Origin of the sequence: Mammaliicoccus sp. P-M58 (assembly GCF_022386165.1) — a bacterium.
Taxonomy (GTDB): domain Bacteria; phylum Bacillota; class Bacilli; order Staphylococcales; family Staphylococcaceae; genus Mammaliicoccus; species Mammaliicoccus sciuri.
In genome coordinates, this window is the sequence record NZ_JAJNJI010000035.1 from 1 (window position 1) to 584 (window position 584).

Annotated in this window: 2 tRNA genes and 1 rRNA gene; all 3 read right to left on the reverse strand. The window is 41.6% G+C overall.

The features are described from left to right. Positions 1-246: 246 nt before the first annotated feature. Positions 247-322 (reverse strand) — tRNA-Ala (locus tag LQ694_RS15420). A 22-nt stretch (positions 323-344) separates the two neighbouring features. Continuing rightward, positions 345-421, reverse strand: a tRNA-Ile gene (locus tag LQ694_RS15425). A 91-nt stretch (positions 422-512) separates the two neighbouring features. Then, positions 513-584 (reverse strand): 16S ribosomal RNA (locus tag LQ694_RS15430); the annotation flags it as partial.

Genomic DNA, 584 nt, shown 5'->3' on the forward strand with positions numbered 1-584 from the left:
ATCGTCGTTAGTAACGTCCTTCTTCGGCTTCTAGTGCCAAGGCATCCACCGTGCGCCCTTAATAACTTAATCTATATTTCCTTATACATAACGTTTAAGAAAATAACTGTTATTAATCTGTGATGTCGTCTATAAAGACGACGCGCGATTATTAAGCTTGTTGAATTTCGTTAGAAATTCACTCGGTTTTTTGCTTGGTAAAATCTATTTTACTTACTTATCTAGTTTTCAATGTACAATATAATATGGTGGAGACTAGCGGGATCGAACCGCTGACCTCCTGCGTGCAAAGCAGGCGCTCTCCCATCTGAGCTAAGCCCCCTAAATTGGGAATTAAATTTTAATGGTGGGCCTAAATGGACTCGAACCATCGACCTCACGCTTATCAGGCGTGCGCTCTAACCAGCTGAGCTATAGGCCCATTCTTAAATTGAATGTTATAAACATTCAAAACTGAATACAATATGTCTCCGTTATTCCATGACCTAATGGTCATTCCGTAATATCCTTAGAAAGGAGGTGATCCAGCCGCACCTTCCGATACGGCTACCTTGTTACGACTTCACCCCAATCATTTGTCCCAC